The sequence below is a fragment of the Candidatus Poriferisodalis sp. genome, from assembly GCF_965204125.1.
In the GTDB taxonomy this organism is placed as follows: Bacteria; Actinomycetota; Acidimicrobiia; order Acidimicrobiales; family Poriferisodalaceae; genus Poriferisodalis.
In genome coordinates, this window is sequence record NZ_OZ241968.1 from 3,300,981 (window position 1) to 3,314,172 (window position 13,192).

Below are 13,192 nucleotides of genomic sequence, written 5' to 3' on the forward strand. Positions count from 1 at the left end.
TTCTTCCGCATATTGGGGGCGTGGTGACCTCCACCGACTACGCGCATCCCTTCCGCCCGGCCCCGGTCAGGCTCCTCAACCGGCTCGGCAGGGCTGGCGCATACGTCGGGCGGTCGGACCGGCTGGACGCCGAGGCGCTGCGTGACGCTGCACGGCGCAAGACCCGTCTCAGCGACTTCGGCGACGACGGTCACGCCGAAGCGCTCGAGGTGTTGGTCACCTCGATCAACACCGAAGCCCGCCTGAGTGCGGCCGGCCGCCTGATCCAGAAATCACGGCTCACCGATGCCCTGGTGCAGCGCTTGCGGATTCAGGATTTGGTGACGCGGCACCCCGAGATCGAGAACATCGATCTGGGCACGATCATTCTGATCACCGGACTGCAGCGCACCGGCACCACCCTGTTGCAGCGGCTGCTGTGCTCGCACCCGCAGATCCGGGGCATCACCGGCGCCGAAGCCCTCGTTCCGGTGGCGACGGGCGAGACCGCAGAACGCTCCGAGCGGTCCCGCAGGTGGCGTGCGATGCTCGCCCAGCGAACCGTCTCGTATCTGGCGCCCGATTTCCAGGCGATCCACCCGGTGGGGCACGACCAAGCCGAAGAGGACGTCCTGCTGCTCGACCTGAACTTCATGAGCCAGACAGCCGAGGCCACCATGACGGTGCCGGGCTATTCCCGCTGGCTGGAATGTCAGGACCACACCCAGAACTACGAGTTCTTCCGCCGGGTGCTGCAGGTGCTTGCGTGGCAGCGGCCCACCGGTGCCTGGGTGCTCAAGACTCCCCACCACCTGGAGCACCTCGACGCGTTCTGCACGGTGTTCGGGAGCGCCACGGTGGTCCAGGCCCACCGCGACCCCCGTGTCACGTTGGCCTCGTTTTGCAGCATGGTCGCCCACGGCCACGGCATCTTCAGCGATTCGGTCAATGCTGCGGAGATCGGCCGGCACTGGTGCCGCAAGACGCAGCGGATGGTGCAGCGGGCCATGCAGGTTCGCGCCGGGTCACCGGCCCGCCAGTTCGTCGACGTGTCGTACTACGACCTGATCGCCGACCCGATCAACGAAGTTCGACGGATCTGCGAGGCGGCCGGTGTCGGATTCGACTCGGTGGCCGAGCGCGATGCCGAGCAGTTCATGGCAGCGAATCGGCAGAACCGGTTCGGCACCCACGACTACCGGCTCGAAGACTTCGGGCTGACCGAACAAGGCATCGACGAGACGTTCGCTGCGTACCGCGAGGCATACGCGATCCCGTTCGAAGACGACCGGCACCAGTCGGCGAGCGTCTATGCCCCGCCCTCACCGTCGGCGGAGGGCGAGGAGCCTGCAGCCGAGGGACAGCCGGAACGCGGGATCGGCGACCGCGGCTTCGTCGGTGCCTTGGCCACAGCTGTCCGCGACCTTCGCAATCCGGCAGCGCCCGACATCGAACCGGTCCCCGACGACGTGAGGATTGACGGCGAGACCTGCCTGGTGACCGGCGCCAACAGCGGGCTCGGCAGGTCAGCCGCCATCGAGCTCGCACGGCGTGGCGGCCGCATGATCCTGGCTTGCCGCCCCGGCCACGACGGCGTCGTCGAGGAGATCAAGCGCGAGTCCGGTTCGGTGTCGGTGGAGCTGATCGACGTTGATCTTGCCGATCTCCGGTCGGTGCACCGTTGCTGCGATGAGCTGCGTGATCGTGGGGTCCGCATCGACATCGCGCTAATGAATGCCGGCCTGATGACGCCGGCAGCAAGGCGCTCTGCGCAGGGCTATGACGAGATGTTCGCAGTCCATTTCCTGGCAAACCGGGTGATGATCGACCGCTGGCTGTCCGATGGCGTCGTCGTTCCGGCAATTCCGGGCGGTGACCCGCCACGGATCGTGTTCGTCTCTTCGGAAGCTCACCGATCCAGTGCGGCCATCGATTTCGATCGGCTCGGCGAGTTCGCCCCCTACGGCATGAAGGACAGCATGCGGCACTACGGCTTGAGCAAGCTCGCGCTGTGCACCTACGCCACGGAGTTGTCGCGCCGACTGAATCGCCCCGGCGAAGGCGGCGATGGCGTTGGCGATCCCGAGCACCATGAAGGCGAGGTGGCAGTGCATGCGCTGTGCCCAGGAGGCGTCGCCACCAACATCACCCGCGGCGCGCCTGCGCCGCTCCGATCGGTCGTCGACCCGCTGCTTCGGCTGTTCTTCCGGTCGCCAGATGACGCCGTCGAGCCCATCGTCTGGCTGTGCTGCGCGCCCGAGGCCGGCAGCTCAACCGGGCTCTACCTGCACCTGATGCACCGCAAGCAGGTGTCCGAGAGCGCCGCGGACACCGCGAACGGGGCCAAGCTGTGGGAAGCCAGCCAGGCCATGGTGGAGCAATCGAGAGGTTCGCAATGAGCGCGACGCTGCCCGCCGAGCTGCGGCTGACCCACCTGCAGCAGCTCGAAGCCGAGGCGATCGGCATCATGCGCGAGGTGGTCGCCCAGTGCGAGCGGCCGGTCATGCTGTACTCGATCGGCAAGGACTCCTCGGTGCTGCTGCACCTGGCCCGCAAGGCGTTCTATCCCGGCAAGATCCCGTTCCCGCTGCTGCACGTAGACACGACGTGGAAGTTCCGCGAGATGATCTCGTTCCGCCAGCGCATGGCCGACGAGATCGGCTTCGAGCTGATCGTGCACACCAACGCTGAGGGGGTCGCGCAGGGCATCAACCCGTTCGATCACGGGTCGAAGAACTACACCGACATCATGAAGACCCAGGCGCTGCGCCAAGCGCTCGACGCCGGCCGGTTCGATGCGGCATTCGGCGGTGCCCGGCGCGACGAGGAGAAGTCACGGGCCAAGGAGCGGGTGTTCAGCTTCCGCGATGCCCATCACCGCTGGGATCCCAAGAATCAGCGGCCCGAGCTGTGGAATCTCTACAACGGCCGGGTCAACCAGGGCGAGTCGATCCGGGTGTTCCCGATGAGCAACTGGACCGAGCTCGACGTGTGGCAGTACATCCACGTCGAGCAGATCCCGATCGTGCCGCTGTACTTTGCGGCCGAACGACCGGTGGTGGAACGCGACGGCGTGCTGATCATGGTGGACGACGACCGGTTCGTGTTCGACGAGGGCGAGGTGGCTGAGCAGCGGCTGGTGCGGTTCCGCACGCTGGGCTGCTACCCGCTGTCTGGTGCCATCGAGTCCTCGGCCACCACGCTTCCGGAGATCATCGGCGAGATGCTGGTGGCCACCCGCTCCGAGCGGGAAGGCCGCGTCATCGACTTCGACCAGTCGGGCTCCATGGAGCAGAAGAAGCGCGAGGGGTACTTCTGATGGCCTCTGAGCTGCCCGGCACTGACAACCTCGACGGGTCGGGCGTCGAGGCATACCTGGCCTCGCACCGGCAAAAGGACCTGCTGCGCCTGCTGACGTGCGGCAGCGTCGACGACGGCAAGTCGACGCTGATCGGGCGGCTGCTGCATGACTCGCGGCTGATCTACGAGGACGTGCTCGCCAGCCTCGAAGCCGATTCGGCCGCCCACGGCTCGGCAGGCGACCACGTCGACCTGGCGCTGCTCATGGACGGCCTGCGCGCCGAACGCGAGCAGGGCATCACCATCGACGTGGCCTATCGCTACTTCTCCACGGCCCGCCGCACATTCATCATCGCCGACACCCCGGGGCACCCCCAGTACACCCGCAACATGGCGACTGGTGCCTCGACCTGCGATCTGGCGGTCATCCTCATCGACGCCCGCCACGGCGTGCTGCCCCAGACCAAGCGCCACAGCCACATCGCCAGCCTGCTGGGCATCCGTCAGGTCGTCGTGGCGGTCAACAAGATGGATCTCATCGGCTGGTCGCACGATCGGTTCACCGAGATCTGCGAGGACTACCGCTCGTTCGCCAAAGCACTCGGCTTCGGCGAGCCGTACTTCCTGCCGATGTCCGCGCTCTTGGGCGACAACGTCGTCGACGCCAGCGGCAATCTGGGCTGGTTCGACGGTCCGCCGCTGCTGGAGCATCTTGAGACGGTGGACATCGATGCCAGCGTCGAGCTGGAGCATTTCCGCATGCCGGTGCAGCTGGTCTCCCGCCCCGATGCCGACTTCCGCGGGTACGCCGGGACCGTAGCTTCGGGCGTGCTCCGGCCCGGTGACGAGGTGGTGGCGCTGCCTTCGGGGCTCGGCTCGACGGTGGAACGGATTGCGACATTCGATGGCGACCTTGATGTGGCCGGGCCGGGACGGGCGGTCACGGTGACAATCGTTGACGACATCGATGTCAGCCGAGGCGATCTGCTGGTGACTCCGGGAAGTGAACCCCAGCGGGCACACGACCTCGACGCCATGGTGGTGTGGATGTCTGAGGCCGGCGCCGAGTCCGGCAGCTCCTACCTGCTGCAGACGGCCAACACGGTCTCCAACTGCACCATCCGCAACGTCCGGCACCGGATCGACATCAATACCGGCGCACACGAGCAGGCCCCGGGCCTTGGGCTCAATGACATCGGGCACTGCGTCATCACCTCAGACCGGGAGCTCGCCTTCGACCCCTACAGCGCCAACCGGGCGACCGGCTCGTTCGTGCTCGTCGACCGGCTCACGAACGCCACAGTGGCCGCAGGAATGATCATGGGCGCGGCGTCTGCGTGGGACCGCACGCCCGATGCGGCACTGGTTCGCCAGCGCTCGGAGATCAGCGATGCGGAGCGGGCGATCCGCTTCGGCCAGCAGCCGTGCACCATCCTGCTGACGGGGCTCACGGCGGCCGGCAAGTCCACGCTCGCCACGGCCCTCGAACGGGAGCTGTTCGATCGGGGCAAGGTGTCGATCCGACTCGACGGCGAGAACGTTCGCATGGGCATCTCTCGTGATCTGGGCTTCAGCACCCAGGAACGCTCGGAGAACCTGCGACGGGTGTCGGAGGTGGCACGACTCGTGAACGGCCAGGGCCTGATCGCGATCGCCGCAATGGTGGCCCCCGACCGTGACGTGCGGCAGCGTGCCCGTGACCTGGTGGGAGCGGATCGCTATGTGGAGGTCTTCGTGGACACGCCAATCGAGGTGTGCCGCGAGCGTGACCCTCACGGCCTCTACGCGATGGCCGACAGGGGCGAGATCCCCCGCTTCCCCGGCGTCTCCGCCGACTTCGACCGGCCGACCGATGCCGATCTGCGCGTCGACACCTCGAGTCAGGACGTCGATGAGTGCATCGACGCCATCGTGCGCATGCTGACCGAGCGCGGTTTTCTGCGAGGGCAGAACACGCCATGAGTGCCGGCGCCGGGAGCGAACCGGTCTCGCGCAACATCGTGCGCGCCGAAGGGCACGTCAGCGGCGCCGACCGCGAGGCACACTTCGGCAACCGTGCGGTGACGGTGTGGTTTACCGGGCTGTCTGGCAGCGGCAAATCCACCCTTGCGTTCGCTCTCGAAGCTGCGTTGCTCGAACGCGGTATCGCCGCCTACGTGCTCGACGGCGACAACGTCCGCTTCGGCCTCAACCGTGACCTCGGCTTCTCGCCCGAAGACCGCGCCGAGAACATCCGCCGCATCGGCGAGGTGTGCCGCCTGTTCCAAGACGCCGGCGTCGTCGTGCTCACAGCCTTCATCTCGCCCTACGTCGCCGACCGTGACCAGGTACGGGCCATCCATCCCGAGGGCGCCTTCATCGAGGTGTTCGTCGACACCCCGCTCGAACTCTGCGAGGCCCGCGACCCCAAAGGCCTCTACGTCAAGGCCCGCGCCGGCGAGATCCCCGACTTCAGCGGCATCTCCGCCCCCTACGAACCGCCGCCCGCACCCGAGATCACCATCGACACCACCCAACCCCTAGAAGACTGCCTCGCCCAACTCCTCGCCACCCTCTCCCTGTCCTCGGATTGAGTTGTCCGTTCGGAGCTCGCGGGCTGGGTTAGTCCCAGGTGCCGAACTGGAAGGCTTCGGTGGGCAGGGTCCGCCACTGCTGCCAGACGTCGGGGTCGCCTTCGGTTACCTCGACACTGGCGTAGGGGCGGCCCCACAGTGCGAGCAGCACTTGGATCGGCGGGCCTTCGACCACGGCTGATGCGGGCGATTCGGACTCGGGCAGGGGCTCGATGGACACGCTGCCGACCTCGACACCAGCGTCGATGAGCCGAGCGGTGAGCCCGCCGGGATCTCGTTCGAGGACGCGGCGCATCGCCTGCAGGAAGAACTGGCAGGTGTAGTCGGCGGCGTCGAGCGCGTGCGACGGCGTCATGGAATGCTCGTGGCCCAGTGCCGCCTCGACGTCGAGGCGGTGCATGCCGAGCTCGGAGGCAGCATGCCAGGCCCACAGCCGCGGATTGCCTTCGCCTCCGGTCATCGAGAAGTAGCAGCGCCGGTCGAGGTCGTCGGTGAGTTGATCGATGGCTGAGTGGGCCCAAGCTGCGAGTCCTGCCGTAGAGGTTCCGGCCGGCTTGCGACCGGCGCGCTCGTAACCCCGTGCCCGGGACTCAGGGTCGTCGGGCGTCGAGGTAATCATCTCTTCCCACGCGATCCCGACACGGCCGATGTGCGACGCCGCGTTGTACACCGTCCAGCCCGGGCAGTTCGGAACTGGCGCTGCCTGCTCTTCATCGCTGCGGCCGCAGATGTAGTCGATGGCGGACCGCGCCGCCGCGACCCGTTCCGCATGATCAAGCATCGTCCAATCCCAACGTTCGCACCCGTTCCTCGCCGTCGGCACGGCGCGGATATGCCCGACGCAGTCTGTCAGGCCTGCGGGCGAAGACGAAGTGGTCCGACGGTCACACCACGGCGATTTCGCAATCGCATCCGGCTACGGTGACCGGCGTCGACCGGGCGAGCGGTCAAGAAGTGCTCCGGTCGATATCGCAGGGTTGAGACGAACCGCTGGGGCGCGACATGACCAACTCCCCGATGAGTTCTGCGGCGCTGATCGATGCTGCGAACGAGCTCGCTCCGCTGCTGCGCGAGACAGCCCGCGAGGCCGAGTTGGCCCGACGCCCGCTCGACCGGGTGATCGACGCTGTCCGAGACAGCGGGCTCTTCGCACTGATGGTTCCCAAGGCTTACGGCGGACACGAAGCCGACCTCGACACCTATTTCGAAGTGACACTGACGCTGTCTCGCGCCGATGCCTCGATGGGCTGGCTGATCTCGTTCTACATCGAGCACAACTTCTGGATGTGCGGCTATCCGGAGAGCTTCCAGAAGGAGGTGTTCGCCGAGCGCCAGTTCATCCTGGCCCCTGCCACGCTGAACGCAGGCGGCGGCAGGGCGACCCCCACCGAGGGCGGCTACCGGCTCGACGGTCAGTGGCAATGGGGCACCGGCATCGTCCATGCCGATTGGGTGCTGGTCGGCGCGATGATCGACGAGGGCGACGGGCGGGTGCTGCCGAACTTCTTCGCGTTGCCGCCCGAGGACGTCGAGCCCGTCGACACCTGGTACGTGATGGGCCTGTGCGGCACCGGTTCGTGGGATATCCGCGTCGACGACGTTTTCGTGCCCGCCGATCGGGTCGTCTCGATGGTCGGGCTGATGAACGCAGCCGGCGAATCAACCCGGGTTCACTCAGGAGAGCTGTACCGCACGCCGCTCATTCCCGTGCTCGGCTTCGCCGCGGGGCTGCCCATGCTCGGCGCGGCCCAGATGGCGCTGGAGGAATACCGCTCCCAGACCAAGGCCAAGATCGCAGCGAACCACCCCGGGATCGGCGGCCCCGAACGCGACCAGGGCAAGCCGGCGATCGCCGCACGGGCCGCGCTGTCGATCGACGCAGCCGAGCTCATGTTCCGCGACGTGCTCGCCGATGTGATGGCCCAGCGCAACAGCGCATCCTTCGAGACCCGCAGCATCTGGCTGTCGCGCCTGACCCACGCCGTGTACATGTGCCGCGATGCCGTGAGGGACATCTGCTCGGTCACCGGCGCCGGCGGCAGCCGGCTGGACAACCCCATTCAGCGGGCGCTGCGCGACATCACGACCGGTTCCAACCACCTCATCTTCGACCGCGAGGTCCGCTACGCCGACTACGGACGCCTCTTGCTCGGCCAGCCCACCAGCAGATTCATGGTGTGAGATACCCGCCGGCTGTCTGCGCCAACTAGCGCCACCGCCGACCGTCCGGTCGCACATGGACATGCCCCGCGAGGTCTGTCAGGCTTGCGCCGACGGGAGTACGAGCGACCGAGGGGGTCATTCCATGTCGAACATCAACGACGTAGCCGCAGCGTTCTTCGACGCCTGCGAGACCGGCCAAGGCTGGGACGGCTGCGCCCAGTACTGCGCCGACGACGCAACGTTCTCAGCGCAGTCAGAGGCCATCGGCGACCTCACCGACCTCCGCTCGTACGCCGAGTGGATGAAGGGCACCTTGATGATCCTGCCCGACGCCACCTACGACCTGAAGTCGTGGGCCATCGACAGCGAACGCGGCAGCGTCCTGGCCTACGCCGTGTTCAACGGCACCCACACCGGAGAGGGCGGGCCGGTGCCGCCGACCGGCAAGTCGGTCAGCTCGGACTACGTGTATGACATGCGGTTCGAGGGCGACAAGATCTCCCACATGACCAAGATCTGGCACTCCGGCGTCGCGCTGCAGCAGCTCGGCTGGGCCTGACTGCAGCCGGTCGGCCAGCAACCAACTGAGCCGCCGCTCGACCGGACGATTCAGCTCGGCAGATCGTCGCGGGCGAGGAATGAACAGGAGCGTCGAGACATGGCCGTGCTTGATGAACAGCAGAGTGGCTTCCTTGCGGAGCACGTCTGGGCCATCTTGGCCACCGGCCGCAGCGACGGCTCGCCGCAGCAATCGATGATCGGCTACGTCGTGGACGACGACGGCCGCATCGTGATCTCGGCCAAGAGCTTTACGGCCAAGTGGCACAACGCCGTGCGCCAGCCGTCGGTGAGCCTGTGCGTTCCGGACGGTCGAGTCCACCTGGTGGTCTACGGCACGGCCGAGACCATCTCGGAGGATCCGCTGCGCGCCGAGCTCACCGCCGACGTCTTCGCCCGGCTCATGGGCAAGGAACGGCCCGATCCCTCAGCCATCGTGCCGATGCTCAACGAGCAGCAGCGCACCGTCATCCGCATCACCCCGACAAGCGCCATCTTCCACGAATAGCCCCCGCCGGCTGAGGCTCAGTGGCGGTGGCGGTGGTCGCCGTGGGAGTGGTCGTAGCGGTCATGGTGCTGGCGCAGCAGGTCGGCCCCGTAGTCGCCGCCGTTGGGCGTGCGGACCAGCGTGTGGACGTGGTTGCGTGAAGGCACCAGGTTGTCGAACACCACGCCTGGATGGTGGTCGAATTCGATGAGCACCACCGGATTCTGCACCCGGTAGTAGAAGGGCCCGTCGTCGCCGGTCGATCCCATCCATGAGAACCATGTCTCGTCGAGGTGGTGAGCGACCTCGTCCATCCTGATCTGTGCGTGGCCGTCGCGGGTCCATCCGACGTAGGTCGCCATGAGATTGAGCAGGATGCGCCGCTGGGCGTCGGACAGGTCGGTGGCCACGACACCCTCGTTGGGAACGACGGCGTTGTCGAGGAAGGCGCCGCCCTGCATGCGGCCGTCGAAGGGGTGCTGGAGCTCAGGTGGCAGATCGTCGGGGTGGATTGATGGCCGGAGGATGGCGCGGCCCTGCTGTTCGGCGTCGAGCGAGCGGATCAAGTCGAGCCCCGATCGTTCCTCGGCGGTGAAGACCTGGGTGCCGGCATAGGGGCCGTCGTGAACATGGCAGGGCTCGGCCCCCATGAACGTGGGCGTCATGACCAGCTGGTCGCCCACGACGGCGCAGTTGACCACCAGGTGATGGCCATCGAGTTGCCAGCCCCAGGGCTCATCGGGACCGGGCTCGCCAAAGACGGTCACGAAGTACGGCCATTCGCCGTACTCGTCGGGGCTGCCGGAGATCTCGGCGATCAGCTCGTTCAGCCGCATGATGTCGCGCGCCTGGCCGTAGCCCCGGGCCGACAGGGTCCCCCGCAGCAGGTCGAGGCCGAGGCGGCGACCCGCTGTGTCGAGCTCTTCGAGCATCACCCCGTGCCGGAAGAAGTTCATGTGCACGTTGATCCAGGTGCGCCAGTTGTCGCTGTCGAGCGGTTGGTGGGCGCGCTGGCGCTGCTCGCTCGTCAAGGCGCCGAGGAATGCCTGGGCAGCCTCGACGAGCGGCGCTGTCGACACGCCGGTCGGCGCGAGACCGAACAGGCCTTGGCGGACCGCACCGTCGACGGTCACGCCCGTGAACGGCTCGTGGCCGTGCGCGATGCGCTCATCGACGAAGGGCACGAGCGGCGGAGCGATGTCGGTGACGCGCGTGCGTGCACTCATCGGGGGCATGTGACGCACCCCGAACTCGGTCCAGTGGCTCATGGACGCCATCCTTTCAGGAGCATCACGCCGGTGCGTTCAACCGCACTCGCATCGGTCAGCGGCGGCGAGCGTCGTGCGCTTCACTGAGGGGGCTCGCTTCGCACGATCCGTGCGACAGCCCCGAACCGACAGCGAGGTGCCATGCCTGCAATGCAGCCGACCGCCGACCAGTTCCGCGCCTTCCGCGATGACCCCCACGATGGGCCCATCGCGCAGGTCAACCTGCTGAAGTTCCGGGTCAAGGCCGCCTACGGGCCAGATGAGCCCGAGCACGCAAACGACGAGTCCGGCGTCGCCGCCTACCAGCGTTACGTCGATGCCTTCCGGGCCGCCGCTGCCGAGGTCGGCGGGAGCTGCCTGCTCTACGGCCACGCCGAGCGCTATTTCATCGGCCAGGGCGACTGGGACGCCGTGCTGATCATGCACTTCCCCAACCGGGCTGCGTTCATCGCGACCCTGAACCATGCCGACTACGCCGAGATGCACCGCCACCGCGCAGCCGGACTGCTCTGCCAAGACCTGCTGACCACACGCCCGGCCGTCGCGGCTACCTAGCGAGTGCACGAGCTGACGTGAGCATGACCGCCAAGTTCGTGTTGATGGCCCCGCCTGGGGCGCCGGCAGTGCCGAGCGTGGATGTGCTCGAGGGGTGGGCGGCCGCGCTTCGTTCGGGGCACGATGATCTCGACGTCGTGATCGCCGTGACCGACGAGGACGTGCTCGACCAGCTTGGCGATGCCGACGCCGCATACGGCGTGCTGCCGCAGGGTTGGCATGCGCCGCGGCTGCGCTGGCTGCAGGCTCCGATGGCCAACCCGCCGCTCGGCTACTTCACCCCCGAACTCGCCGCCCATCCCGTCGTGGTCACCAACATGCGCGGCGTGTACAACGACCACATCGCCACGCACGTGATGGCGTTCCTGCTTGCGTTCGCCCGCGGACTGCCTCACTACGCGCACCAACAGCGCGTTCGGAAGTACCGCGGCGGGGTCGCCCCGGTACTGCACCTCGCGGACTCGACGGTGCTGTTCATCGGCGCAGGCGGCGTCGCCCACCAGGCAGCCCGCTACCTGCAGCCGTGGGGACCGAGGGTTGTCGCGGTCGACGCCCGCCCCGAGACCACCTCGGGCGGGGCCATCGACGCCGTATTCAGAGCCGAAGAACTCGAGGCTCAGCTCCCGCTGTCCGACGCAGTCGTCATGACCGTTCCCCACACTCCCGAGTCCGAACGGATGCTGGGGCGGCGCCATTTCGAGCTGATGAAGCCCACGGCGGTATTCATCAACATCGGCCGCGGCCAGACCGTCGTGCTCGACGATCTCGTCGATGCACTGGAAGCCGGCGAGCTCGCCGGCGCCGGTCTCGACGTGTTCGACCAGGAACCGCTGCCGCCCGAGCACCGCGTCTGGGCGCTGCCCAACGTGCTCATCACGCCGCACGTGGCGATGGTCGGCCCTGACATCGAGCAGCGCCGTTTCGAGCTCATCGCCGAGAACTGCCGCCGCCTGCTCGCCGGCGAACCGCTCCGCTACGTCGTCGCCGACAAGGTGCTGGGCTTTTGACCTCGCCCCGCTGTTGTAGCCCGCAGTGATCCTGCGGACCACGAATCGCTTCGAGAAAGATCTCAAGCGCGTCAAGCGGCGCGGCAACGACCTGAACGGCCGCTGGGATCACACGAGGGGAGTTCCGGGGTCGAGACCCAGCCGAATGCGGCCGTAGAGCCGCGCGTTGCCGTCGAAGTCGACGATGGCATGGTGACTGGCGGTGTTGACGTCGCGGTAGCGAGCCTGGAGCAGGCTGTCGTCGTAGATCCCGTGGGCACCCGCGGCTGCGAAGACTCGGTCGACGGATCGACGAGTCAGCTCGACGGCGTAGGCCGCGTGCCATTTCAGTTCGGCTCTGTCGTCCAGCTCGAGGCGTTCGCCCGTGCGGGCGACCTCGTCACAGCGGTCGGCGGCCTGCTCGATCAATGCACGGGCCAGGTCGAGCTCGGTGACCGATTCGGCAACGCGCATCTGGGCGCCGGGGTCTTCGGCCTTGGACGACTTGGTGTACACCTCGCGACGAGCGGCGGTTCGCTCGATGTGCAGGTCGAGGGCACCGCGACCGATCCCGACCACAGCCGCCGCGAGCTGCACGGAGAGACATACCAGCACCGGGAGACGGTTGGCGAACGTGGCACCGCCCTCGCCGTGGGGGCTGTGTCCGTCGAAGAGCATCTTGGTAGCGATGGATCGGTGGTCGGGGACGAATACGTCGTCAGCGACGATGTCCTTTGAACCGGTGCCTCGAAGGCCGAGGGTGAACCAGGTGTCGTCGACATCGACCTCTGACTTGGGAACCATGACGTGCAGGGCCCGCGTCGGGCTCTCGGCAAGCACGTCGGCGACGGCTCCGATCAGCAGCCAGTCGCCGTGGTCGACTCCAGAGGCGAACTGCCACCGACCGTCGAGGCGCCAGCCGCCGTCGACGCGCGTGGCCCTGCCCTGCGCCGCGAGCGTTCCGGGGACCCGGATGTCGGGCCCTTCAGCGAACACCTCGGCCTGACACTGCACAGGAAAGCTGCCAACCATCCATGCATGGGCATTGGACACCATCTGGACCCAGCCAGCAGACGGATCGGCGGCGCCAACGACGAAGAGGCTGGCGATCTGGGCGCCGAGACCGGCCTCGGCACCGCCGTGGACGGCGGGGGTGAGCAGACGAAACAAGCCGGCATTCGCCATCGCTCGGACGGACTCTGGTGCGACGTGGCGGAGCCGTTCGGACTCCGGGGCGTGGGTGCGAAGCAGCTGGGCGATCGATTCGGCTGCAGCCGTCGGTGAATCGGGCTCTGTTTGCGGGTGTATTCGTGTCACGCGCAC

General features: G+C 67.3%; 12 protein-coding genes. 9 read left to right on the forward strand and 3 right to left on the reverse strand.

What is annotated here, in order from left to right:
- Nucleotides 1-20: 20 nt before the first annotated feature.
- Genes ACOGXD_RS15190 through cysC form a run of 4 tightly spaced genes read left to right on the forward strand, consistent with a single transcriptional unit; the run spans nt 21 to nt 5,852 of the window.
- A complete protein-coding gene (locus ACOGXD_RS15190) occupies nt 21-2,378 on the forward strand; it encodes an SDR family NAD(P)-dependent oxidoreductase (RefSeq protein ID WP_419915856.1) in 2,358 nt (785 codons plus the stop codon).
- Nucleotides 2,375-3,298, forward strand: coding sequence for a sulfate adenylyltransferase subunit CysD (gene cysD / locus ACOGXD_RS15195; RefSeq protein ID WP_419915857.1), 924 nt, complete (start codon nt 2,375-2,377; stop codon nt 3,296-3,298). The genes ACOGXD_RS15190 and cysD overlap by 4 nt, the downstream gene beginning before the upstream one ends.
- Nucleotides 3,298-5,241, forward strand: coding sequence for a sulfate adenylyltransferase subunit CysN (gene cysN / locus ACOGXD_RS15200; protein ID WP_419915858.1), 1,944 nt, complete (start codon nt 3,298-3,300; stop codon nt 5,239-5,241). The genes cysD and cysN overlap by 1 nt, the downstream gene beginning before the upstream one ends.
- Nucleotides 5,238-5,852, forward strand: a complete 615-nt coding sequence (gene cysC, locus ACOGXD_RS15205) for an adenylyl-sulfate kinase (protein WP_419915859.1) — start codon at nt 5,238-5,240, stop codon at nt 5,850-5,852. Before cysN ends, cysC begins: the two co-directional genes overlap by 4 nt.
- Nucleotides 5,853-5,880: 28 nt before the next feature.
- On the opposite strand, the gene ACOGXD_RS15210 is transcribed toward cysC, so the two are convergent.
- Nucleotides 5,881-6,633 carry a maleylpyruvate isomerase family mycothiol-dependent enzyme gene (locus tag ACOGXD_RS15210; RefSeq protein ID WP_419915860.1) on the reverse strand — a complete coding sequence of 251 codons (753 nt, stop codon included), beginning with the start codon at nt 6,631-6,633 and terminating at the stop codon, nt 5,881-5,883.
- A gap of 236 nt (nt 6,634-6,869) precedes the next feature.
- Between ACOGXD_RS15210 and ACOGXD_RS15215 the strand changes: the two genes are divergently transcribed.
- The 3 genes from ACOGXD_RS15215 to ACOGXD_RS15225 all read left to right on the forward strand — a co-directional run bounded on the left by ACOGXD_RS15215 (nt 6,870) and on the right by ACOGXD_RS15225 (nt 9,081).
- Entirely contained in the window at nt 6,870-8,033 is a 1,164-nt protein-coding gene (locus tag ACOGXD_RS15215) for an acyl-CoA dehydrogenase family protein (protein WP_419915861.1), read from the forward strand.
- A gap of 124 nt (nt 8,034-8,157) precedes the next feature.
- On the forward strand, nt 8,158-8,574 hold the full coding sequence (locus ACOGXD_RS15220) for an ester cyclase (RefSeq protein WP_419915862.1): 417 nt from the start codon (nt 8,158-8,160) through the stop codon (nt 8,572-8,574).
- A 99-nt stretch (nt 8,575-8,673) separates the two neighbouring features.
- Entirely contained in the window at nt 8,674-9,081 is a 408-nt protein-coding gene (locus ACOGXD_RS15225; protein ID WP_419915863.1) for a TIGR03618 family F420-dependent PPOX class oxidoreductase, read from the forward strand.
- 17 nt (nt 9,082-9,098) lie between these two features.
- Here the strand turns inward: ACOGXD_RS15225 and ACOGXD_RS15230 are convergent, their stop codons facing one another.
- Nucleotides 9,099-10,328, reverse strand: coding sequence for a DUF3500 domain-containing protein (locus ACOGXD_RS15230; RefSeq protein WP_419915864.1), 1,230 nt, complete (start codon nt 10,326-10,328; stop codon nt 9,099-9,101).
- Nucleotides 10,329-10,478: 150 nt separating this feature from the next.
- Between ACOGXD_RS15230 and ACOGXD_RS15235 the strand changes: the two genes are divergently transcribed.
- Together ACOGXD_RS15235 and ACOGXD_RS15240 are read left to right on the forward strand one after the other, a co-directional pair.
- Complete coding sequence (locus ACOGXD_RS15235) at nt 10,479-10,883, forward strand: DUF1330 domain-containing protein (protein WP_419915865.1); 405 nt, start codon at nt 10,479-10,481, stop codon at nt 10,881-10,883.
- A 23-nt stretch (nt 10,884-10,906) separates the two neighbouring features.
- Nucleotides 10,907-11,890 carry a D-2-hydroxyacid dehydrogenase gene (locus tag ACOGXD_RS15240; protein ID WP_419917419.1) on the forward strand — a complete coding sequence of 328 codons (984 nt, stop codon included), beginning with the start codon at nt 10,907-10,909 and terminating at the stop codon, nt 11,888-11,890.
- Between the two features lie 108 nt (nt 11,891-11,998).
- Here the strand turns inward: ACOGXD_RS15240 and ACOGXD_RS15245 are convergent, their stop codons facing one another.
- The gene (locus ACOGXD_RS15245) at nt 11,999-13,186 is read right to left on the reverse strand and encodes an acyl-CoA dehydrogenase family protein (protein ID WP_419915866.1); all 1,188 of its coding nucleotides are present in this window, start codon (nt 13,184-13,186) and stop codon (nt 11,999-12,001) included.
- Nucleotides 13,187-13,192 lie beyond the last annotated feature (6 nt).